The sequence below is a fragment of the Microbacterium aerolatum genome, assembly GCF_007988825.1.
GTDB lineage: Bacteria > Actinomycetota > Actinomycetes > Actinomycetales > Microbacteriaceae > Microbacterium > Microbacterium aerolatum.
Window position 1 is genome coordinate 122435 of the sequence record NZ_BJUW01000003.1, and the last position, 21927, is coordinate 144361.

22 protein-coding genes are annotated in these 21927 nt (G+C 68.8%); 15 read left to right on the top strand and 7 right to left on the bottom strand.

Translation table 11 applies throughout. From position 1 onward, the window contains the following. Positions 1-2: 2 nt before the first annotated feature. The gene (locus tag MAE01_RS04380; protein ID WP_147038329.1) at positions 3-1412 is read right to left on the bottom strand and encodes an MFS transporter; all 1410 of its coding nucleotides are present in this window, start codon (positions 1410-1412) and stop codon (positions 3-5) included. Between the two features lie 64 nt (positions 1413-1476). After that, positions 1477-2364: a serine protein kinase RIO gene (locus MAE01_RS04385; protein WP_147038330.1), complete on the bottom strand. Its 888-nt coding sequence runs from the start codon at positions 2362-2364 to the stop codon at positions 1477-1479. A 270-nt stretch (positions 2365-2634) separates the two neighbouring features. Between MAE01_RS04385 and MAE01_RS04390 the strand changes: the two genes are divergently transcribed. After that, on the top strand, positions 2635-3825 hold the full coding sequence (locus MAE01_RS04390; protein WP_147038331.1) for an MFS transporter: 1191 nt from the start codon (positions 2635-2637) through the stop codon (positions 3823-3825). Between the two features lie 20 nt (positions 3826-3845). Here the strand turns inward: MAE01_RS04390 and MAE01_RS04395 are convergent, their stop codons facing one another. Next, positions 3846-4727, bottom strand: coding sequence for a helix-turn-helix transcriptional regulator (locus MAE01_RS04395; RefSeq protein ID WP_186806116.1), 882 nt, complete (start codon positions 4725-4727; stop codon positions 3846-3848). Positions 4728-4773: 46 nt separating this feature from the next. After that, positions 4774-5673, bottom strand: coding sequence for an alpha/beta hydrolase (locus MAE01_RS04400; RefSeq protein ID WP_147038332.1), 900 nt, complete (start codon positions 5671-5673; stop codon positions 4774-4776). Between the two features lie 65 nt (positions 5674-5738). Between MAE01_RS04400 and MAE01_RS04405 the strand changes: the two genes are divergently transcribed. From MAE01_RS04405 to MAE01_RS04420, 4 genes are read left to right on the top strand one after another with little or no spacing between them, the layout of a single operon-like run. Beyond that, on the top strand, positions 5739-6425 hold the full coding sequence (locus tag MAE01_RS04405) for a TetR family transcriptional regulator C-terminal domain-containing protein (protein WP_147038333.1): 687 nt from the start codon (positions 5739-5741) through the stop codon (positions 6423-6425). Positions 6426-6466: 41 nt separating this feature from the next. Further along, complete coding sequence (locus MAE01_RS04410; protein ID WP_147038334.1) at positions 6467-7006, top strand: ATP-dependent endonuclease; 540 nt, start codon at positions 6467-6469, stop codon at positions 7004-7006. 47 nt (positions 7007-7053) lie between these two features. After that, positions 7054-7515 (top strand): DUF3817 domain-containing protein, encoded by a 462-nt coding sequence (locus tag MAE01_RS04415; RefSeq protein WP_147038335.1) that lies wholly within the window; start codon positions 7054-7056, stop codon positions 7513-7515. Between the two features lie 17 nt (positions 7516-7532). Continuing rightward, on the top strand, positions 7533-8354 hold the full coding sequence (locus MAE01_RS04420; RefSeq protein WP_147038336.1) for an alpha/beta fold hydrolase: 822 nt from the start codon (positions 7533-7535) through the stop codon (positions 8352-8354). Between the two features lie 24 nt (positions 8355-8378). Here MAE01_RS04420 and MAE01_RS04425 read toward each other — a convergent pair whose 3' ends face one another. Next, entirely contained in the window at positions 8379-9023 is a 645-nt protein-coding gene (locus MAE01_RS04425; RefSeq protein ID WP_147038337.1) for a hypothetical protein, read from the bottom strand. 183 nt (positions 9024-9206) lie between these two features. On the opposite strand from MAE01_RS04425, the gene dnaK reads away from it, so the two are divergent. The 4 genes from dnaK to MAE01_RS04445 are packed head-to-tail and all read left to right on the top strand — an operon-like array spanning position 9207 to position 13130. Next, on the top strand, positions 9207-11066 hold the full coding sequence (gene dnaK / locus MAE01_RS04430) for a molecular chaperone DnaK (protein ID WP_147038338.1): 1860 nt from the start codon (positions 9207-9209) through the stop codon (positions 11064-11066). Positions 11067-11068: 2 nt separating this feature from the next. Next, positions 11069-11686, top strand: coding sequence for a nucleotide exchange factor GrpE (locus MAE01_RS04435; protein ID WP_147038339.1), 618 nt, complete (start codon positions 11069-11071; stop codon positions 11684-11686). 7 nt (positions 11687-11693) lie between these two features. Continuing rightward, positions 11694-12677 carry a DnaJ C-terminal domain-containing protein gene (locus tag MAE01_RS04440; protein WP_147038340.1) on the top strand — a complete coding sequence of 328 codons (984 nt, stop codon included), beginning with the start codon at positions 11694-11696 and terminating at the stop codon, positions 12675-12677. A 30-nt stretch (positions 12678-12707) separates the two neighbouring features. Then, entirely contained in the window at positions 12708-13130 is a 423-nt protein-coding gene (locus MAE01_RS04445; RefSeq protein WP_371861760.1) for a heat shock protein transcriptional repressor HspR, read from the top strand. A gap of 71 nt (positions 13131-13201) precedes the next feature. Here MAE01_RS04445 and MAE01_RS04450 read toward each other — a convergent pair whose 3' ends face one another. After that, complete coding sequence (locus MAE01_RS04450; protein WP_147038341.1) at positions 13202-14521, bottom strand: cytochrome P450; 1320 nt, start codon at positions 14519-14521, stop codon at positions 13202-13204. A gap of 210 nt (positions 14522-14731) precedes the next feature. On the opposite strand from MAE01_RS04450, the gene MAE01_RS04455 reads away from it, so the two are divergent. The 5 genes from MAE01_RS04455 to MAE01_RS04475 all read left to right on the top strand — a co-directional run bounded on the left by MAE01_RS04455 (position 14732) and on the right by MAE01_RS04475 (position 19589). After that, entirely contained in the window at positions 14732-15397 is a 666-nt protein-coding gene (locus MAE01_RS04455) for a GntR family transcriptional regulator (RefSeq protein WP_147038342.1), read from the top strand. Positions 15398-15518: 121 nt separating this feature from the next. Beyond that, a complete protein-coding gene (locus tag MAE01_RS04460; protein ID WP_147038343.1) occupies positions 15519-16487 on the top strand; it encodes a tripartite tricarboxylate transporter substrate binding protein in 969 nt (322 codons plus the stop codon). 65 nt (positions 16488-16552) lie between these two features. Next, complete coding sequence (locus MAE01_RS04465) at positions 16553-17080, top strand: tripartite tricarboxylate transporter TctB family protein (RefSeq protein ID WP_147038344.1); 528 nt, start codon at positions 16553-16555, stop codon at positions 17078-17080. Next, positions 17077-18723 carry a tripartite tricarboxylate transporter permease gene (locus tag MAE01_RS04470; RefSeq protein WP_147038345.1) on the top strand — a complete coding sequence of 549 codons (1647 nt, stop codon included), beginning with the start codon at positions 17077-17079 and terminating at the stop codon, positions 18721-18723. The genes MAE01_RS04465 and MAE01_RS04470 overlap by 4 nt, the downstream gene beginning before the upstream one ends. After that, positions 18720-19589, top strand: coding sequence for a dihydrodipicolinate synthase family protein (locus tag MAE01_RS04475; protein ID WP_147038346.1), 870 nt, complete (start codon positions 18720-18722; stop codon positions 19587-19589). Before MAE01_RS04470 ends, MAE01_RS04475 begins: the two co-directional genes overlap by 4 nt. A gap of 94 nt (positions 19590-19683) precedes the next feature. On the opposite strand, the gene MAE01_RS04480 is transcribed toward MAE01_RS04475, so the two are convergent. Further along, positions 19684-20658 carry a hypothetical protein gene (locus tag MAE01_RS04480; protein ID WP_229718104.1) on the bottom strand — a complete coding sequence of 325 codons (975 nt, stop codon included), beginning with the start codon at positions 20656-20658 and terminating at the stop codon, positions 19684-19686. 92 nt (positions 20659-20750) lie between these two features. Between MAE01_RS04480 and MAE01_RS04485 the strand changes: the two genes are divergently transcribed. Beyond that, positions 20751-21902: a DUF4185 domain-containing protein gene (locus MAE01_RS04485; RefSeq protein WP_147038347.1), complete on the top strand. Its 1152-nt coding sequence runs from the start codon at positions 20751-20753 to the stop codon at positions 21900-21902. Positions 21903-21927 lie beyond the last annotated feature (25 nt).

Below are 21927 nucleotides of genomic sequence, written 5' to 3' on the forward strand. Positions count from 1 at the left end.
CCTCAGGCCTCCTGCGGCGCCTTCACCGGAAGCAGCAGCAGGAAGCCGATCAGCAGCACGAGCACGATGCCGAGGATGCCGAACGCCGTTGCGCTGGTGAGCACGATCAGCAGCGTCCAGGCGCCCGACGCCATCCAGCTCGCCGCGCGTCCGGTCGTCGCGTAGAGGCCGAAGATCTCGCCCTCGCGTCCTGCCGGGGTCACGCGTGCCAGGAAGGAACGGGATGCCGCCTGCGCCGGTCCAACGAAGGCGCACAGCAGCAGGCCGCCGATCCAGAACACCACGGTGCCGGCATCCACGAGGAGGAACACCGCGAGCCCGGCCAAGATCATCGCGCCCAGCGCCGCCAGGATGATCCGCTTGGGGCCGAAGCGATCGTCGAGCCGGCCGGCGAGGATCGTCGACAGGCCCGCGATCAGGTTCGCGGCGATGCCGAAGATCGCCAGCTCCAGGAACTTGAAGCCGAACACCTGCCCGGCGATGATCGCACCGAAGGCGAAGATGCCGCCGAGCCCATCGCGGAACACGGCGCTGGCGAGCAGGAACCAGAACGTCGGCCGGGTCTCGGGGGAGCGGTACAGGCTGATGACGTCCTTCGTGAGCAGCACGTACGAGCGGAAGAACCCGACCCTGCGCTCGGGGCGACCCAGCGAGGGCTCCGGAACGTTCAGGAAGATCGGGATGCTGAAGATGATCGCCCACACCGCGCAGCCGACAGCGATCAGCCGGAACGGCAGGCCCCCCTCGTCGGACAGGCCGAACCAGTCCATCGCGTAGAAGACGATGACGATCACCAGGGCGACGACGCCGCCGATATAGCCGAAGCCCCACCCCAGCCCCGAGATCTTCCCGACGGTCTTCGGGTTCGCGATGCCGATGAGCATGGCGTTCGAGTTCACGGCAGCGATCTCCCCGAACACCGATCCCGCCGAGATCAGTGCGACGCCCACCCAGAACAGCGCGGGCGCGGGCTCGACGAACCACAAGCCGAACATGCAGAGGATGAGCGCACCGGTGCCGATCCCGAGCCACAGCTTCTGCCGGCCCGCCGCATCCGCGCGCTGTCCGAGAACCGGCGCGAGCACGAGGATCGCCAGCGCGGCGATGGTCGACCCGAGGCCCAGCCCGGAGGCGAGACCGGCCTCGGCGGCCTTGTAGGCACCGCTTTCCGGATCGAGTGCTGCGATCTCCGGCGGCAGGAACGCGTCGGTGGTCAGGTACAGCGCGGTGAAGATGAACGTCAGGATGACGGTGTTGAACGGCTGCGTCGCCCAGTCCCACAGCGCCCACGAGTAGACCTGCTTCTTCGGGGCGGGCGTCTCGCCGCGCAGGTCCAGGCCGATCACGGCGACGGCGCCGCTGTTCGCGGTCCCCTCGGGCGTCGGAGCAGCACTGTTCTCGGGGGCACTCATGCTTCGAAGTCTGGCCTCGTCGGGTGAACGGCAGGTGGCGGCGCGCCGGGCGCACCTGCCGTCCTCACGCGTACGACGCCGCCATGAGCTCGGCGAACAGGTCTTCCGCGTCGCATTCCACCCTGCGCCGCGCGAACCATTCGCACACGTTCACGCAGTCGCGGTGCAACAGATCCAGACCCTGCGGATTCGCGATGATATCGACGATCTGCGGCAGATCGATCACGCGAACGCGTCCGTCGTGTACCAGGAGGTTGTAGGGCGACAGGTCGCCGTGCGCGAAGCCGGCGCCCGCGAAGACGTGCATGATCGCGACGATCTGCGCGTAGCAGTCGGCGAGTACGGCCCGGTCGCCGCGCACCTGCGCGAGGCGGGGAGCGGCGGTCGCATCCGTGCCGATGAACTCCATCAGCAGCTCCGTCCCGTTGACCTGCACCGGATACGGAACCGGTGCGCCCAGCTGCCACATGCGGCTCAGCGCGTCGAACTCGGCGAACGACCACTCCGCCGCCGCCACTTCGCGACCGAACGCCGTCTTCTTGGCCAGGGCGCGGGCGTCGCGGGACTTCTGCACGCTCCGCCCCTCGGTGTAGATGCCGGATCGGTGGAAGCTGCGGTGCTCGGGGCTGCGATACCGCTTGGCCGCCAGAAGCGTGCGCTCGGCGGGGCTGTCCGGGACGGCGCGCTCGATGAGGAACACGTCCGCCTCTTTGCCGGTCTTGAGCACGCCGAGTTCGGTGTCGATCGCCCCGGCGGAGGTCACGACCCAGTCGGGCCACGGCGCGGGCCCGCGCTCGGACGGTGTGATCGCCGGCCAGGTGGACCAGCGCTGGTCCTCACCGGGATCGACGTCGGCGAAGGTGATCGATTCATCGAACTCGAGCGACGGGTCGGAGGAGTGCGAGGTATCGAACGGGACGGATGCGTCGAAGGACGCGAAGGGATCAGTCACGGTGGTTGCTCCGGAAGGGAGGCCACGCGCGGATCAGGAGCGGGCGGCCTCGAGGGGAAGGTGGTCGGCGAGAGGCGCGACAACGACAGCGTTCATGCCACAGCTCCTCTCTCGCGGACTTCTTCCGGGGCATCCCGGCGCAGAAGCGAGCATAGGCGCGTGCACGAGGCCTGTCCAGAGACCGAGTAGGTCGATTCCGCCCGGACGATCGGTCGGATGCCGCGGACGAGAGATCGGGCGCGGCATCCGTACGCCTGCGAATGTGGAACCATGACAACGACCGCGCCCATCCCCGTCGCCGCAGCGGGCCCCGCCGAACGCATCCGGTACGGAGCGCTCATCGTCGTGATGATGCTGAGCTTCCTCCTCGTCACGGCCGAGTTCCTTCCCAACGGGATGCTCACGGAGATGGCCGACGGCCTCGGCGTCACTCCGGGTCAGGCCGGGCAGACCGTCACCGTCACGGCGCTGGTCGGGCTGATCGTCGCCCCTACGGTCGGCATGGTCTTCCCGCGCGTGGACCGGCGCGCACTGCTGGTGTGGATGGCGCTCGCAGCCGCGGCATCCAATCTCATCGTCGCGATCGCGCCGAACCTCATCCTCGTGCTCCTCGCGCGGTTCCTGCTGGGAGCGGCGCTGAGCACGTTCTGGTCGATGTCGATCACGGTCGCCGCTCGCATCGCCGGACCCGAACGGCTCGGCCGAGCCGTCATGTTCACGTCCGCCGGCACGTCGCTCGCGACGGTCGCCGGCGTCCCGGTCGGAGTCATCCTGAGCGAGGCGCTGGACTGGCGTGCCGTGTTCGCGCTCGCCGGCATCGTGACGGGTCTGCTCGCGATCGCGCTGCGCACGATGCTTCCGCCCGTGCCGGCGGCTCAGGTGTCGAGCTTCCGGTTGCTGCTCGACACGATCCGCCGTCCCGGCGTGGGGCTGGGCCTCGCGGGCCACGTGCTGGTCGTGCTCGGGCACTTCCTCGCGTACACCTACATCCGTCTCGCACTGGAGCGGATGCCGGAGGTCGACGCCGGAACGATCGTCGTGCTGCTGGCGCTGTTCGGCGTCGGCGGCCTGGTCGGCAACCTCACCATCGGGCTGATCGTCGACCGGTCGTTCCGGTTCCTGGCGGTGCTGGCACCTGCCGTGATCGCCGCGACCGTCCTGGTCACCATCCTGCTGTCCGGGTCGGTGCTCGCAGTCGGGATCGCGGTGTTCGTCTGGGGCTTCTTCTTCGCGTCCTGGTTGCTCGTGGTCAACACCTGGGTCGGGCACAGGATGCCGGACCGCCTGGAGGCCGGCGGGAGTCTCGTCGTCGTCGGGTTCCAGGCCTCGATCATGGTCGCGGCAGCGGTCGGCGGCATCCTCGTCGACAGCATCGGGGTCGAGCCGTCGTACGTGTTCGGCGCCGCGGCGCTGGTGGCCGGCGCCGCGCTGTTCGGAGCGTCGAACCGGGCGCGCGGCTGACCGGGAGGCGGCCCGGTCGCTCAGGCCGGAACCGGCGCTCGCCCTCGAGACCGCCAGCGCGACGGCGTCACTCCGGTCGCCCGCCGGAACGCGCGGCTGAAGCCCTCGTCCGAGCTGTAGCCCAGGCTGCGAGACGTCTCGGACACGGAGCAGCCGGCATCCAGCATCCCCTTCGCCGTCTCCATCCGAACCTCGGTGACATAGCTCACGGGTGAGAGCCCCAGCGCGGCGTGGAACCGCTCCGCGAAGACCGAACGCGACAGCGCGGCCACCGAAGCCATCTGCTCGACCGTCCACTCGCGACCAGGGTCGTCGCCGACGGCGTCGAGGACGCGGTCGAGGAACAGGTCGCCCGTGCGCGAGGGCCAGCCCGCCGGCGCGCAGCCGAGCGCCGCCCACGCCCGGATCATCGACTGCACCAGCATCGTCGCCATCATCCGGCAGATCACCATGTCGCCGTCGCGCTCGACGTGCCTGTCCGGCACCTCGACGCCGATGTGCTGCGCGAGGGCGGCCGCCGCAGGCTCGAGTTCGTCGAATCCGCGGATCCAGGCCATCGGTGGGAGCAGTGTGCCCAGGTGCGCGGCGCTTTCGGCGAGGCCGAGGCGCGACACGAGCACCCGCGAGCCCGCCGGGACGCGGAGCGTCGCCGTGGACCGGCCCGAACTGAGCAGCGCGTCACCCGTGGTGAACTCGTCGGGGAGCCGGTCGTCGCCGAGGACGCGGACCGAGCCTGCGAGCACGTAGATCAGCGACAGCGCGTCCGGTTCGAGCGCCACCATCTCGTCGACGGGTGCGAAGATGCGCTGCTGGGAGTGGACGCTGACGGCGATGTCGCCCAGCAATCGCTCCAGGGCATCCTCCCGTGCGGCGGCGCGCGGCGGTGATACGACGAGGCTCATGATTCTGGGAACCGGTCAGCCACCCCGGCTATTCCGCGCGGCCCTCTCAGCGGCTCAGCCCGGTCCTGGTGCCCGAGGAGCGGATGCCGACCGCCCGCACCCCGCCGGCCGCGAAGGCGAGCACGGCGTCGAGCACCTCGTCGGCGACGAGGAGCCGGTTGTGCCCGAGCCCCTTCGTGAGCACTAGGCGCGAGCGCTCACCGTGCGCGGCATGCAGGGCGCGGGAGTTGTCGGCATCGAGCGTGCGGTCGCCCGCGTCGTGGATCACGAGGAGCTCGGTCGCGGTCGGCAGGGGATGGGCGAGCGAGTCGAAGCGGGCATCTGCCTCGGCGCGGTCCATCCCGAGTCGGCGGTAGAAGGCGGCCTCGAACGCGGCCTGCGCCGCCGTCGACAGGCCCATCGTGCGCGCGAACTGGGTGTGGAAGGCATCCACTCCGCCGGCTCCGGCGATGGACACGATGCGCCTCGCGTCGACGCCGTCCCGGGCCGCCGCAAGGGCCGCGAAGGCTCCGAAGGAGTGCCCGACGACGAGGTCGAACGGACCCTCGTCCCGGGCGAGGGTCTGCGCGGTGGCGATCCAGTCTCGCGCGTCAGTGCGGGCACCGGGGGAGTCGCCGTGTGCGGGAGCGTCGAACGCGTGCACGCGGAAGCCGTCGGCGACGAGGTCGCGCACCAGGGTCGCGAACTGGGATGCCCGTCCGTGCCAGCCATGCATGAGCAGCGCGGCGCGCGTGCCCGTTCCCCACTGATAGGCGTGCACGGCTCGGCTGTGCACGTGGATGACGTCGCGCCTCGCGGCGTGGTGCGTGGCTTCGTCGTCGGGGCGTACTCGCATGCGCGGGCGCGTGGAGAAGAAGAGGGGGAGCGCGATGCGACCCCCGAGCGCGGGTGACGCAGCGGCGACGAGGCGGACGCCTCCTGCGGCGAGGTTCATCGATGTCGACATGATGCTCCTATTTATACGAACGATCGTGCATAGACTATCTGAACGATCGTTCGTAGACTAGGGGCATGTCGGATTCGATCACGGCCGAGGCCGCGCAAGGCGTCGACGGTCGTCGTGCCCGCGGCGACGCCTCGCGTCGTGCGGTCCTGACCTTCGCGACCGATCTCGTCTCGGTCGAGGGGCTCGATGGGTTGAGCATCGGACGCCTGGCCGAGGAGTCGGGGCACAGCAAGAGCAGCATCGCGGGCCTCTTCCAGAACAAGGCCGGCCTGCAGTTGGCCACCGTCGACGCCGGCCGCGCCGTGTTCATGGCGGTCGTGGTGGACCCCGCCCGCGAGCAGCCGCGGGGTCTGCCCCGCCTCGTGACCCTCATGGATCACCTCATCGAGTACTCGCGCACGCGGGTTTTCGCCGGCGGGTGCTTCTTCGCCGCTGTCAGCGCCGATGTCGACTCCAAGCCGGGCCCGGTGCGCGACGCCGTGCGCGCGGCGATGTCCGACTGGTACGGCTACATCGAGGCGCAGGTGCGGTACGCCGCCGAGGCCGGCGAGCTCGCCCTGGATGCAGCCGGGATCGAGGCACTCGCCTTCGAACTCCCTGCACTCTACGAGCAGGCGAACGCCCGGTCGCTGCTCTACGGAGATGACCGACCCTACGAGATCGCGGCGCGCGCCATGCGCGAGCGGCTGGTCAGGGCAGGTGCGGATGCCACGACGCTCGCGCCTCTCGAGCGGCCGCGCACCGCGCGCTAGGGTCTTCCCATGTCTGCCGGCACCGCCCGCCGCCGAGCGTCGTGCTGTTCGAGGGCCGGAGCGACATCCTCGCCTTCCGAGCACTCGCGCGCCGCCGGGAGGCAGGGCTGGATGCTGTCGAGCTCGTCGAACTCGGCGGCATCACGAACCTCCGTGGAAAGCTGCGATCGCTCCAGGCGGACGGGCGCACTGCGGTGCTCGGCCTCTACGACGGCGCGGAGGAGCGCTACGTCAGAGGGGTGCTGCGCGACGTCGGCCTGATCGACGACAGCACGGCGGATCTGCGAACCGCCGGATTCTTCGGATGCGAGCGTGACCTCGAGGACGAGGTGATCCGGGCGGCGGGGGAAGAGATCATTCTCGAGACGCTCGCGGCGCGCGGCGAGCTGACCCGCTTCCGGGTGTTCCAGGGGCAGCCTGCGCAGCGTGGACGTTCGATCGAGCAACAGTTGCACCGGTTCGCCGGCACGGCGGCGGGGCGCAAGGCCCGCTTCGCGGCGGACGTGATCGACGCGGTGCTTCTCGAGCGGATGCCGCGTCCGCTCACCGAGCTGCTGGACGCGGCGCTGCGCGGGCGCTGATAGGACGATCGCGTACCGTGGAGCGGTACCCCCGAACAAGGAGCGCGATGTTCCGCACCCCTGCCCGCCTGTACCGTGTTCTCGCCATCGCCGAGGCGATCACCTGGACCATCCTGATCGCCGCTCTCATCGCGAGAGCCGTCGGAGCCCCCGGAATCGTGGTGACCATCGGCGGCGGCATCCATGGGTTCGTGTTCCTCGCCTACGGTGCGAACGCGATCCTCGTCGCGTTCAACCAGCGCTGGTCGATCGGCGTCGGCATCCTCGCGGTCGCGAGCGCTGTCGTTCCCTACGCGACGATCCCGATGGAGATCTGGTTGCACCGCACTGGACGGCTCGCCGGCCAGTGGCGTCTCGAAGCGAGCGACCACCCGCAGGATCGCACCTGGTACGACCGCCTCATGCGGTGGTTCCTGAACCGCGCCTGGCTGCTGGTCGCGCTCATCGCCGTCGCGGTCGTGGCGCTGTACGTCATACTGCTGGCCGTCGGCCCTCCCGGCGGCAAGTGATCCGAGGAAGGATGCCGATGCACACGCTGCGCGAGACGTTCGAGTGGAACGGCCGTACGGTCGCGTGGGATCGACTCGGCTCCGGGCCCGCGCTCGTCCTCCTGCACGGCACGCCGTGGTCGTCGGCGCTCTGGCGGCCACTCGCCGACGCGCTCTCGTCGCGGTTCACTGTGCATCTGTGGGACATGCCGGGCTATGGTCAGTCGTCGAAGGATGCCGCCCACGCCGTCGATCTCGGCGTTCAAGGAGAGCTGTTCGCCGCATTGCTCCAGGAGTGGCGGCTCGATCGCCCGCACGTGGTCGCGCACGACTTCGGTGGCGCGGTGGCGCTGCGCGCAGGAACGTTGCACGGCGCACGCTACCGCTCGCTGTGCCTGGTGGACGTGGTCGCGCTTAGTCCATGGGGCTCGCCGTTCTTCACCCTCGTCCAGCAGCACACCGACGTGTTCGCGCAGCTGCCGCCGGCAGTGCATCGCGGCGCGATCGAGGCGTACATCCGCGGTGCCAGCCACCGCGGGCTGCGCGACGACGACCTCGCGATGCTCGTCGAACCGTGGACCGGGTCACTGGGCCAGCCGGCGTTCTACCGGCAGATCGCCGAGGCCGAGGAGCGGTACACGGACGAGATCGAGCACCTCTATCCGACGATCGACGAGCCGACGCACATCGTGTGGGGAGCCGACGACACGTGGATCCCGGTCGACCGGGCGCGCAGGCTGCAGTCACTGATCCCCGGCTCGTCGTTGTCGATCGTCGAGGGCGCCGGGCACCTCATCCAACTCGATGCGCCGACGGCTCTGTCCGTCGAGGTCTCCCGCTGGCTGGACGCGCAGGACTGAGAGGGCCCGTTGGTCGCGTGATCTTCAAGGCTGGGGGCCGGGCTCGACGGCGATCACGTTCTTCGACAGCACTTCTTGCGCGGCGATGTTCACGTCCGCGCCATCGCACGTGACCACGACGATGGCCGAGTGGTCCAGTGCGACGAAGGCACGCGCGGCCACGAAGCGGCCCCAGCCATCGATGCTGAGTGAGAACTGGCGATGCGCGATCTGGGCTTCTCCTGCTTCGTGCCTGTGGAAGTATCCGTCACTGAGCAGCCCGTCGACATCGCCGAACTCGTCGCCCAGCTCGGCCGCGATCACGGCATCCGTGGCCTCCTCATCGTTCATGTCGTCGACGTCTCCGCCGGCGTCGACGCCGACGTCAGCAAGCGCGCTGTCGCGGAACGCGGCGATGCAGGTCTTGTCGGCGCGCACGAATGTCCACCAGCCCGGCTTCGGTGCGTCGCCGACTTCCACCCATCCGGGATCGTTTGCGAAGCCGAAGCCCCACAGGATCTCGGTGTCGGGCGGCAGCGTCGCACCGTCACTGAACGAGACCGATTCGAGCGCCGGGGTGCTGGCGGTCGGGGATGATGTCGGTGTCTGCTCCGCAGTGCACCCGCTCAGCGTCAGTGCGAGGACGAGCGCGCTGACGGCTGTGGCTGTGTGCAGCATCCGGTTCCGCATGGTGAGCGAGCCTATTGAGACCGGCCGGCGCGGGACGGGCTTGTGGATAAATCAAAGTTGAGCCAACTCATATCAAGTTCATTTGACAGCTCAGGACGGTCGGGGTTACAGTTGAGCCATCGCGACTCAGGTTTCCCGGGTCGCCCTCAGACTCACTCGTACTTCAACCAGAAGGAGAATCGCATGGCACGTGCTGTTGGAATCGACCTCGGAACGACGAACTCCGTCGTCAGCGTCCTCGAGGGTGGCGAGCCGAAGGTCATCGCCAACGCCGAGGGCTTCCGCACCACCCCTTCGGTGGTCGCGTTCACCAAGGACGGCGAGGTGCTCGTCGGCGAGACCGCCAAGCGCCAGGCGGTCACCAACGTCGACCGCACCGTCGCATCCGTCAAGCGCCACATGGGCACCGACTGGAACTTCGACGTCGACGGCAAGAAGTGGACGCCGCAGGAGATCTCCGCGCGCATCCTCATGAAGCTCAAGCGCGACGCCGAGTCGTACCTGGGTGACACCGTGACGGATGCCGTCATCACCGTCCCCGCGTACTTCAACGACGCCGAGCGTCAGGCCACCAAGGAGGCCGGAGAGGTCGCGGGCCTGAACGTCCTGCGCATCATCAACGAGCCGACCGCCGCAGCCCTCGCCTACGGCCTGGACCGCGGCAAGGAGGACGAGCTCATCCTCGTCTTCGACCTCGGTGGCGGTACCTTCGACGTCTCGCTGCTCGAGGTGGGCAAGGACGACGACTTCTCGACCATCCAGGTGCGTTCCACCGCCGGTGACAACCGCCTCGGCGGCGACGACTGGGACCAGCGTCTGGTCGACCACCTGATCAAGCAGTTCAAGGAGACCAGCGGTGTCGACGTCTCCGGCGACAAGATCGCGCTGCAGCGTCTGAAGGAGGCCGCGGAGCAGGCGAAGAAGGAGCTGTCGAGCTCGACCAGCACCTCCATCAACCTGCCGTACCTGTCGCTGACCGAGTCGGGCCCCGTCTCGCTGTCCGAGACGATCACCCGCGCGAAGTTCGAGGACCTCACCAAGGATCTCCTCGACCGCACCAAGAAGCCGTTCGAGGACGTCATCCGCGAGGCGGGCGTCAAGGTCGCCGACATCGATCACGTCGTACTCGTCGGTGGATCGACCCGCATGCCGGCCGTCGCCGAGCTCGTCAAGCGCGAGACCGGCAAGGAGGCCAACAAGGGCGTCAACCCCGATGAGGTCGTCGCCGTCGGAGCCGCGCTCCAGGCCGGTGTCCTCAAGGGCGAGCGCAAGGACGTCCTGCTCATCGACGTCACCCCGCTGAGCCTCGGCATCGAGACCAAGGGCGGACGCATGACGAAGCTCATCGACCGCAACACCGCGATCCCGACCAAGCGCAGCGAGACCTTCACCACGGCAGACGACAACCAGCCGTCCGTCGCGATCCAGGTCTTCCAGGGCGAGCGCGAGTTCACCCGCGACAACAAGCCGCTCGGCACGTTCGAGCTCACCGGAATCGCCCCGGCCCCCCGCGGCATCCCGCAGGTCGAGGTGACCTTCGACATCGACGCGAACGGCATCGTGCACGTGTCCGCCAAGGACAAGGGCACCGGCAAGGAGCAGTCGATGACCATCACCGGCGGCTCGTCGCTGTCGAAGGAGGACATCGAGCGCATGGTCCGCGAGGCCGAGGAGAACGCGGCCGAGGACAAGAAGCGCGCCGACGCCCTCGAGCAGCGCAACCAGGCCGAGACCCTCTCGTACTCGATCGAGAAGCTGATCAAGGAGAACGAGGACAAGCTCCCGGCCGAGGTCAAGGACGAGGTCCAGGCCGACGTCGACGCTCTGAAGACGGCGCTCGCCGGCGATGACGACGATGCCGTCAAGGCCGCGTTCGACAAGCTGAACGAGTCGCAGGGCAAGCTCGGCGAGGCGATCTACGCGCAGTCGCAGGCGGATGCCGCGGCCGGCGCACCGACTGAGGGCGAGGCCCCTGCGGACGAGGCATCCGATGAGGATGTCGTCGACGCCGAGGTCATCGACGACGAGGACGAGAAGAAGTAACCATGACAGACAAGAACTTCGACGAGAACGAGGTTCCTGAGGACGAGGGGTCGGATGCTTCGGCATCCGGCCCCGCGCCGCAGAACCCCGACTCCTCCGAGGCTGCGGCCGCGGAGGGATCCGACGACGACCTCACGGTCGACGACATCCTCGGCGCTGAGCAGACCGACGACGCGGCAGGTGCAGACGATGCGCTCGCGGACGCGGAGAACGCGCTGCTGACCGACCTCAAGCGCCTGCAGGCCGAGTACGCCAACTACCGCCGGCGCACCGAGGAGCAGCGGCACGTCGAGATCGCGCGCGCCAAGGGCGAGGCCGCCAAGGGCCTGCTGCCGGTGCTCGACGACCTCGACCGCGCCGCCCAGCACGGCGACCTCGTGGAGGGCACGCCGTTCTTCGTGATCGGCGAGAAGGTCCGCGCCGTCGTCGAACGCCTCGGTGTGGTCGCCTACGGCGCGGCCGGCGAGGACTTCGACCCGCAGCACCACGAGGCCATCTTCCAGCAGCCGACCCCCGGCGCCGAGAAGTCCACGATCCTCGAGGTCGTCGAGGTCGGCTACCGCCTCGGCGAAGTCGAGCTGCGTCCTGCGAAGGTCGTCGTCGCCGTCCCAGCGGAGTAGGTGATACATGGCCAGCCAGGATTGGTTCGACAAGGACTTCTACAAGACGCTCGGTGTCTCCAAGGACGTCAGTGACGCGGAGCTGAAGAAGACGTATCGCAAGCTGGCGCGCAAGTATCACCCCGACTCCAATCAGGGCGATGCCAAAGCCGAGGCGATGTTCAAGGAGATCAGCGAGGCGTACTCCGTGCTCTCCGATCCGGAGCAGCGCAAGGAGTACGACGAGATCCGGGCCATGGGTTCGGGCGCGCGCTTCACCGCGAGCGGTTCCGGCGCGGGCGGCTTCGAGGACGTCTTCAGCCGATTCGGCCAGGGCGGTCGCGGTCAGAGCGCCGACTTCGAGGACATCTTCGCGATGTTCAACCAGGGGCAGGGTGGCGGCTTCGGCTCCGGCCGCTTCGGACAGCCGACCGGCGGGTACCGCGGGTTCGGCGGTCCGCAGAAGGGGGCGGATGTCACCGCCCGCACCACGCTCGACTTCGTCACCGCTGTGCAGGGTGAGACGATCACCCTGCAGGGCGAGGACGGTAAGCCGTTCAAGGTGAAGATTCCCGCTGGCGTCGCCGACGGACAGAAGATCCGCCTGCGCGGCCGCGGCCGGCCCTCACCGGACGGCGGCGAGAACGGCGACATCGTCGTGTCGATCACGGTGCGCCCGCACCCGGTGTTCACACGTGACGGGCTGAACCTGCGCCTCACGGTGCCGGTCACCTTCACCGAGGCGACGCTCGGCGCCACCATCGAGGTGCCGACGCTCAGCGGCGACATCGTCAAGCTCCGCGTCGCGCCGGGGACCCCCTCGGGGCGCGTGCTGCGCGTCAAAGGCCGCGGCGTGAAGAGCTCGAAGGGCACCGGCGATCTGCTCGCCGAGCTGCAGGTGGCCGTGCCGACGCATCTGGATGACGCGTCGCGCGAAGCGCTGCAGAAGTTCCAGGAGCTGGAGCCGAAGGAGAACCCGCGCGCCGACATGATGGCGAAGGCGCGGGCCTGACGATGAGTTCGATCGGCGGAGGTGATCGCAGTGGTTGAAGACGAGGACGCCCCGGTATTCGCGATCGCCGTCGCCGCTGAGCTCGCCGGCATGCACCCGCAGACGCTGCGCCAGTACGACCGCATCGGACTGGTGGTGCCCGGCCGTACCCGCGGCGGATCGCGCCGATACTCGCCGCGGAACATCGAGCAGCTTCGCGAGGTCGCCCGCCTCTCGGCCGATGGAATGAGCCTGCCGGCGATTGCACGGCTGCTCGATCTGGAGGACGAGGTGCGGATGCTGCGCCGCCGGGTCATGGAGCTGGAAGGCGCGCTGCGCGCCGAACGGCAGAACCGTCCGGGCGTGCGCATCTTCGCCGCCGGGGCGACCGGCGTCGTCCCGGTGACGGGTGGCCGCCGCATCCGTCGCTCGACCGAGGTCGTGCTCTGGCGCCCCGGCGTCCGCGAGGAGTAACCCCCGCCTCGGCATCCCGCCCCCTCCCCGCCCCCGCATCCCTCCGCTCACAGGAGGCCGGGGCGAGCGGGTCAGTGGAACGGGCAGCGCGCGGGTGCTGCGGCCGAGCGGACCCTGCCGCCGGACTCGGGCTTGGTGGGCAACCGGCGGCGGTTCACCTCGAGCCCACTTGAGAGGATCGTCAGACGCGGATCACTCAGTACCGCGACGGCGGCTGCCAGCCCTGCGATGGCGAGCTTCTCTCCCGGGCAGCGGTGGCCGGTCGCGACGCCCGCGCCGCCATGCGGGATGAACTCCTCGATCGCCTCATAGTCCTCCACGCCGACGAAGCGGTCGGGGTTGAACTCGTCGGCGCGGTGCCAGGAGCGCTCGTCGGTGTTCGTGCCGAGGATGTCGAGCACCACCCGTCCGCCGGCTGCGACGCGCTGGCCGTCGAGCTCAACATCTGTGAGCGCCCATCCCGGCAGCATCGGCACGAACAGACCCGTGCGGCGGATCTCCTGTGCGAACGCCGTCGCAAGCGGCCCGCCGACCAGAGCGCCCCGCTCGGCGGTCTCCCCGGCGACGCGCGTGCGCCACTCCGGATGCTCGTGCAGCGCCTTCGCGGCGTACGCCACGAATCGGGCGACCGCGATCATCGGCCGCAGACCGTTCTGCAGCTCCACGCCCGCGAGCTGCGCCGGCAGGACCTCATCGTTCTCATCGCGGTGCGCAGCCCACTCGTAGAGCGCTGTGCCGCTTCCGGGCGAGAGCCGGCCGATCCGGACCGCCTCGATCAGCTGCCGTGCGTGACGGTCCGACCACCACCTGTTGAAGAGGGCTTGCGGAAAGCTGGGGGAGTACGGCGCCCCGAAACCGTCGACGATCTGAGCGAGCCTCGCCGCCCACCGGGTCTTCGCTTCGGGAGTCCCTGGCACTCCCGCCCACCTCATGATGGAGCGGCCGAACGCGCCTACGGCGGCGTCGTAGGCAGAGCGCGTACTGCCGTCGACCCATGCGTCCAGCTCTGACTGCCACTCGCGTTCGAGATGGGGAGACAAGCGTGCGACCTGCTGGTCGTCATAGGCCACCTCTACGAAGGTGGCTTTGCGGTGACGATGCTTCGCGCCGTCGAGGCTGTGCACCGATCCGTGACCGAAGAGCGTCTCCTGCACGATCGCAGGCATCGCTCCATGGCGGGCGATGCGCTCCTCATCGTAGAACAGCTCGACGCCGGCCGCTCCTCGCACGAAGATCGCGTCGCTGCCCAGCAGCCGCATCGGCGCCGAGCGCGCTCCGCGGTGCACCCGACGCCAGATGCGATCACCGAAGCCGTAGCCGCGGGTGAGGAGCGACGGGGCGTCGTCGCGGACAGCATCCTTCAGAGCAGTGAGCGTGGTGGGAAGTCGCATCTGAACACCCTGCCTCGACGCACGGGATGCCCCCAGGGGGAAGCGCACGAGATGTGTTTGTGCTAGCCGGGTCACGCAGGCTCCCTCCTGCGAGACTGCATCCCGCGGATGAGACCGCGCGCGCTTCCCGCCATCTCGGCCGCGGAATGCAATCTCGGCGGACAGCCCGCCGGAGTGTGTATTCTGTTGACAGTCGACGGGGAGGTCACGGTGACGCAGACAGTCAAGCGCGGGGAATCGCTCGGTGCTCAGATCGCGCGCGTGTTGCGGCACCGGATCGTCCGGGGCGAACTCGCCCCGGGGGAGCGCATCACCGAGGAGGCGCTCGCCGAGGAGTTCGCCGTCAGTCGCGGTCCGGTACGCGACGCTCTGACCCAGCTCAGCTTCGAGAAGCTCGTAGAGGTGCAACGGCCGCGCGGCGTGTACATCGTCGGTCTCACACAGGATGACGTCGACCAGCTGTACAGCCTGCGCGGTGCGCTCGAGCAGCTCGCGCTGTCGCGCGCCATGCGGGTGGAAGATTCTGCGCGCTGGACGGCGATGGCCGCAGCCGTCGGCCGCATGGGCGCGGCGGCGGATGCCGGTGATCACGGCGCGTTCGTCACCGCCGACCTCGAGTTCCACTCGCAGATCTACTCCCTCGCCGACCACCCGCGCCTCGCCGGCGCGTGGAATCAATACCTGCCCACATTCGCGGCGTTGCTCGAGGTGACGATCAATCACGACGAGGATCTGCGCGAGTCCGCCGGTGACCACGTCAAGCTCATGGACGTCATGCGCAGCGGTTCTCCTGAGGATGCGGCCGCGGTGCTCGCCGCTCACCTCGACGGCGCTCGCGATCGAATGCTGAGCGAACTCGAGCAGCGCCGGCCCTGACGCCCGCGCTGCGGCTCGCGTCCTGTGCCGGTTGATTGTTAACAGTCAACACTGCTACGCTGGCCGCGTCGATCAGGATTCCCTGCCTGTTCGAACCACCTGCACTCAAAGAGGAGCGAAGATGCCCATCAAGCGCATGAACCGCGTGATCACAGCTGCCGCGGTCTTCACCGCCGCAGCACTCGTGATGTCCGGATGCACGAAGGTCGAAGAGGGCGGCGATGCCGCTTCGAGCTTCCCCGAGAAGGACATCCGCCTGATCATCCAGGCCAATCCCGGTGGAGGCTCTGACCTGTCCTCCCGCGCGCTCGCCACCGAGCTCGAGGGCATCCTCGACGTCAGCGTCATCCCCGAGAACATGCCGGGCGCCGCCGGCGCACTCGCGATGGAGTACGTCGCCGAGCAGGACCCGGACGGCTACGTCATCGGATTCGGTCCCGTCGAGATCGCCATGCTCAACACCACGCAGGACGCCAATGTGCTGCCTGAGAACTACGACCTGCTGGGTCAGATCATGCTCGCGCCCGGCGTCATCACCGTCTCCGCGGCCAGCGACATCCAGACCCTCGAGGACCTGGTCGAGCAGTCCAAGACCGCCCCGGTCACCATCGCCAACTCCGGCGCCGGATCGATCTGGGAAGCGGCGAGCATCGCCCTCGGTGCCGAGACCGGCGGAGAGGTGACCCCGGTTCCGTACGACGGCGGAGCCCCGGCCGTCGCCGCTGCCGCCTCCGGCGAGACCGTCGCCGCGGTGTCCGGCCTCGGCGAGGCGCTCTCCCAGGGCAGCGCGGTCCGCATCCTGGCCGTCATGAACGACGAGCGCCACCCCGACGCTCCCGACGTTCCCACGGTCGATGAGGCCATCGGCGCCGACGTCGTCTTCGGCGGCTGGGGCGGCATCTACGCTCCCGCCGGGCTCCCGGACGACGTGCACGACACGCTCGAGGCCGCGATCAAGGAAGCCGTGGAGTCCGACTCCTACAAGAAGTTCCAGGCGGATGCCGGAAACCTTGTCGTCTACCGGGACTCGGCAGAGTTCACCACCTTCGTCGAGGACCAGTTCAGCCTGTTCCAGAACCTGCTGGGCTGAGGCCGGTGGGGCCGGGTGCGCCCGGCCCCACCTCCACCCCGAACCGACCACGTCCAAGGAAGCACATGTCGACTTCAGAAGTCGCCGAGAGCGACGAGTATCAGGGCGCGAAGCCGTCGCGTCCTCTCGAGATCGCGTTCGCGTTCGTCGCGCTCGCGGTGACCGCCGGCTACCTGGCGCTCTCCACGCAGATCGCACTGCGCCGCGAAGCGGCCCCGGGGCAGATCGACGCTCGGTTCTGGCCGATGCTGCTCGGCGTCACCGGCGTGGTCGTGGCAATCGCGATCCTCGTGATCGCCCTCACTCGACCGGCTCCGGGGCGTGAGGACATCGAGCGCATCCAGCCGGGCGGCGTGCTCCGCGTGGTCGTGACGCTCGGGATCTCGGGCGCGTTCATCGCCCTGTGGTCCCTCGGCTCCGTCATCCTGTTCGGCTACCGCATCGAGGTGTTCCCGATCGCGACGGCGCTGCTCATGGCCGCTCTGATGCTCGTGTACGGGCACCGCAGGTGGCTGAGTCTCATCATCTACACGGTGTCGATGACGGCTTTCGTCTACGTCGTCTTCGGCATGCTCCTGAGGATCCCGCTATGACTCCGCTGATGGAGGGGCTGAACTCGCTCCTCGACATGTCGATCCTGCTCTACATGGGCGTGGGTCTCGTCCTCGGCTTCATGGTCGGTGCATTCCCCGGCATCACCGCCACCATGGCCGTCGCGCTGGCGGCCGGCTTCACCATGACGCTCGAGCCCGTCCAGGGGCTCGCGGTCCTGCTCACGATCTACGTCGCGGCGAACTTCGGTGACCGGGTGCCGGCGATCCTCATCAACACTCCGGGCACACCGGCATCCATCGCCACCACGCTCGACGGCTACCCGATGGCCAAGCAGGGCAGGGCCGGGCTTGCGCTCACGATCTCCGCGATCGTGTCGGCCGTCGGCATCCTCGCCTCTCTCGTCCTCTTCTCCGTCGCCGCTGTGCCGATCGCCAGCTTCGCCCGCGACTACTTCAAGTCGCCCGAGCTGTTCGCCCTCGTCGTTTTCGGCATCGCGATCATGATCGGCATCTCGTCGAAGTCGATGCTCAAGGGCATCCTCGCGGGGCTCTTCGGGCTCATGCTCGGCACCGTCGGCACCTACGCCGCCACCGCCGACAAGCGCTTCACCTTCGGCGTCCTCGAGCTCGTCGAGGGCGTGAACTTCATCGCCGTGATCATCGGCCTGTTCGGCATCGCCGAGCTGTTCGATCAGCTGCTGACCCATCGCAAGAGCCACCAACGGCCCATCTCGAGCCTCGGCCGCTGGTGGCCGAACGGGTCAGAGCTGAAGCAGAGCGGCCGCGCGACCGCCGTCGGCGGTGCGGTCGGCCTCGGCGTCGGCCTCATCCCCGCAGCCGGCGGCGACATCGCCGGCCTCATCGGCTGGGAGCGTGCACGCAAGGCGTCGAAGAAGCCGGAGGCGTTCGGCAAGGGCTCCATCGAGGGCGTCGCGGCATCCGACACGGCATCCAGCGCCACGCTCGGCGGATCGCTCACCACGACCATGGCGCTCGGCATTCCCGGCGACTCCGTCATGGCCGTGATGATCGGCTCCATGATCATCTGGGGAATCACCCCCGGGCCCACTCTGTTCACGGAGCGTCCGGACCTCGTCGTCTCGATCGTCGGCATCATGCTCGTGGCCACGCTGCTCGCGCTGGGGCTCAGCCTCGTGCGCATGAAGGGCATGGTGAAGCTTCTCGACGTGCCGCAGCCGTACCTGTGGAGCGGCATCCTGATCTTCTGCATCATCGGCACCTACGCCACGTCGAACAGCCTCTCGACGGTCATCACGATGCTCGTCTTCGGGGTCGTCGGAGTGCTGCTCAAGCGCATGCAGGTGCCGGCAGGTCCGGTCGTGCTTGGGCTGCTGCTGGGGCCGCTCGCCGAGGAGAACCTCGCGCGCACCCTGGCGATCCTGCCGACCCGGCCGTTTTTCGAGGTCGTCAGCCCGATCGCGATCGTGCTCCTCGCGCTCGCCGTCCTCTCGATCGTGATGCCGGCGATCCGCGCCGCGCGCAAGCCCCGCGCCGAGCGAGCCTCGTTCGCGGACTCGGTGCTCGACACCGAGAGCCTCGCCCAGATCGAGAAGGCCCACGACGAACTCGCAGCCACGCCCGACCTGCTCACCTCGACCGTGCGCAACACGCCTGCGGCGAAGATCCGCCGCTCTCGCAAGAACTCCAAGGAGAAGAAGTGACCCGTTACGACATCCTCACCGCGATTCCCACCGCGTTCCAACGCGATGGGAGCCTCGACGTCGACGGGTCGCGTGCGATCTTCCGGTTCGTGGGAGAGTCGGGCAACGAGGGCGCGTTCGTGCTCGGCACGACGGGTGAGTTCCCCGCGGTGGATGCCGACGAGTTCGCGTCGCTGGTCGAAGCGGCGCTCGAGGAGCTCGCCGACAAGATGCGCGTGATCGTGCACGTGGGGCAGGCGAGCGCGTTCGAGGCGGTGCGGCTGACGCGCATCGCCCGCGACCTCGGCGCGACCGAGTTCGCCGCGCTCACCCCGTACTACCTGCGCTCGAGCGACGATGCGATCTTCGACTACTTCCAAGCCGTGTCGGATGCCGTGGGCGACGGCCGCCTGTACGTCTACATCTACCCGGCGCGCAGTGGAAACCCGGTCTCGCCGGAGCTGCTGGTGCGCCTGGCACAGCTGCCGAACGTCATCGGTGCCAAAATCAGCGAGCTTTCGCTGGAGGACATCGCCGCGTATCGCGCCGTGGTCCCGGCCGACTTCGACCTGTACACCGGCGCCGACCGCGACCTGATCGCGGCGGTCGAGGTGGGCGCACAGGGTGTCGTCTCCGGCGTCTCGTCCGTGACGCCCAAGCCGTTCCGCGCGCTGGCGGATGCCGGACGATCCGGCGATGCGGCCGCTGTTGCCGCCGCGCAGGCAGATGTCGACGACGTGGTCTCGCTCATCGGCGGCGACATGGCGCGCATGAAGGAGGCCTACCGGGTGCTCGGCGTCACGGATGCGCACTGCCGCATGGCGATCGCCGAGCCGACGGATGCCGAGCGCGAAGCCGTCGCGCAGGTGGTGGCGCGGCACCGCTGAGACCGCCCGCCCCCGCGAGAATTGCCTTGCCCGCCGAGAATGCTGCTGCCAGCACAATTCTCGGAGGGCAAGGCAATTCTCGTGTATGAGGGGGCTACGTGCCCACCGGTTCGACCGAGAAGCGGAACGCCGCACCCTGTCGGAACGGCTCGACGATCTCGAAGTTCTCGTAGGCCGGGCCGCCCGGGATAGGCGATGCGCTCGCCCAGTACGACCAGCGTGCGTTGACGAGCACTTCGAGGTCGGGATGCGGGTCATCCACCCGCCATGACTGCACAGCGCGCCGGCCGAGAAAGTGCCAGTGCTCGGCAGTGTCGTCCGAGTAGGCGACCGCAGTCGGATCGTCCTCGTCGCCGGTGGCGCTGACGATCGCGGCAACCCCGTCGCGGCCGAGATCCGCGAGCGGGAACCGGCCGTGCTCGGTGAATCCGGTGCCGGAGTGATCCGGCCACAGCTCCGCGGGCACAACTGTCCGATCGGCGAGGTGCAGCCGGCGGAGGCGCGCCCAGTTCCCCATCGTGGCGGTGAGGACCAGGTTCGACAGGGCTGCGGAGCCCTCGTTGGCGAAGCCGGCGACTTCGACCTCGTGCGGCCGATCAGCGCGGAACCGCACTCGCACGCGCACATCCGCACCGTTGTCGAAGCGCTCGACTCCGATCCACGCGGTGAGCCGCTCGACGCCGTCGACCTGGTCGATCGCGCCGCGCGACGGAGCGAGCGGATTCCGCGGTGCGAGATCGTCAGGGTCGTCCATCGACCAGAAGCGCTTGCCGTTCTCGCCAGAGTCCAGCGAGCTGGGCTCGAGCTCGGAGTAGCCGCGCTCGGTGGTTCCGACCGGGATCGGCTCGACGGCGATGAAGTTCACCAGCCTCTCCCGGGGATGGTCGAGATAGGGCGTGAAGATCCGCAGCAGGCCGCGCGGACCGCGACTGGGATGGATGCCGACCTGCAGGCCGTCGGCATGACCCCAGCGCGGTTCGGCCGGAGCATCCGCTGTCGGACGCAGCCAGTCGCCGTCGATGGAAGCGGGCGCGGCCGCGGCGAATCTCTCGGCCCAATCGGTGCGCAACGGAGTCGTCCTTTCGAGGAGATGGCACGTGAGAAATCACCGTAGTGGGTTGAAATCGATTTCGCTAGAGTGGGCTCCGATCAAGGAGGATCATGCCCCGTGAACGCCGTACGCTCACCCGCTGGACCACCATCGCGGCATCCGCGATCCTGTCCCTGTCGCTGGCGGCCTGCTCCGCCGGTGCGAGCGTGAACGTCGATCCGGACCCGGACAAGCCGTTCGTGCTCGAGGGCGTCTCCGGCGTCACCGAGATCGCGCAGCTGACCGGTCCGGACGCGATGAACGACACCGCTTCCGTATCGGTCGCCGGCACCGATCTCGGCTCGATGGTGAACGTCGGCGACCGGACCTTCTTCCTGTTCGGCGACACCTTCGGCGAACGCGATCCGGACTCGATCGGCGGGCAGGGCGGCTTCTGGCGCTCCAACGTCGCCGCATGGACGACCGACGACGACCCGGCCGACGGCATCACGTTCGACGGCTGGGTCTCCGACGATGTCGGTCTCGCCGCCGCCCTCATCGAGGGCGATCACGACGCGAACGGGTCCGGTGGCGAGGTCACGAAGATCCCCACCTACGGCTTCGCGATCGGCGAGACGCTCTACGTGTCGTACATGTCGGTGCGGCACTGGGGCGACCCCGGCGCCTGGGACGCGAATCACTCGGCGCTCATCGTCTCGCGGGACGACGGCGAATCCTGGGACCCCGTCGAGGGCGTGCAGCGGCCCGGCGACTCGAACTTCATCCAGGTCGCCACCGCGCACGTCACGGAAGACGGCCAGGACTACGTCTACCTCTGGTCGATCCCCGCGGGCCGATTCGGCGGCGTCCAACTGATGCGTGTTCCGGCCGACGAGGCATCCGTCGAAGACCAGAGCGCGTACTCGTACTTCGCCGGCGCGGACGGCGAGACGCCGCAGTGGAGCGCCGACATGGCGGATGCCGAGACCATCGTCGACGGCACGATCGGCGAGCTCTCGGTGATGTGGTCGACCTACCTCGACCGGTGGCTGATGACCTACTCGGATGCCGGAAACGCGTACATCCGCGAGGGCGTCACGCCGTGGGGGCCGTGGGGTGACCCGATCGAGCTCGTCTCGGCCGGCGAGTATCCGGGCCTGTACTCGCCGTACATGAACCCGCGGTACGTCTCGGATGACGGCAGGACCGTGTACTTCACGCTCTCGCTCTGGGGTCCGTACAACGTGTTCTGGTTCTCCGCGGACCTGGAGCGGACGCCCTGACGAGCGCGCCCTCGCTCCGACGAAC